The sequence below is a fragment of the Corynebacterium sp. HMSC072G08 genome (genome assembly GCF_001809185.1).
Classification (GTDB): Bacteria; Actinomycetota; Actinomycetes; order Mycobacteriales; family Mycobacteriaceae; genus Corynebacterium; species Corynebacterium phoceense.
Genome location: NZ_KV796449.1, coordinates 34,576 through 34,855, shown reverse-complemented (window position 1 = coordinate 34,855; position 280 = coordinate 34,576).

Sequence of the window (280 nt, the reverse complement as noted above, 5' to 3'; positions counted from 1 at the left end):
GGTTCAGTTCTCAAAACCCCTGATAGACTTCTACAAGACCACACACTAACCCCAGACAGGCTGGGGTTCAGTTCTCAAAACCCCTGATAGACTTCTCGTTCTCAAACTGTTCTTTCTCGTTTGGCTGGGGTTCAGTTCTCAAAACCCCTGATAGACTTCGTGGCCGATTGGGACACCGAACCCATGTGCTGGGGTTCAGTTCTCAAAACCCCTGATAGACTTCACGACGCGCGGATTCAGGGTGAGGTTGTGCTGGGGTTCAGTTCTCAAAACCCCTGAT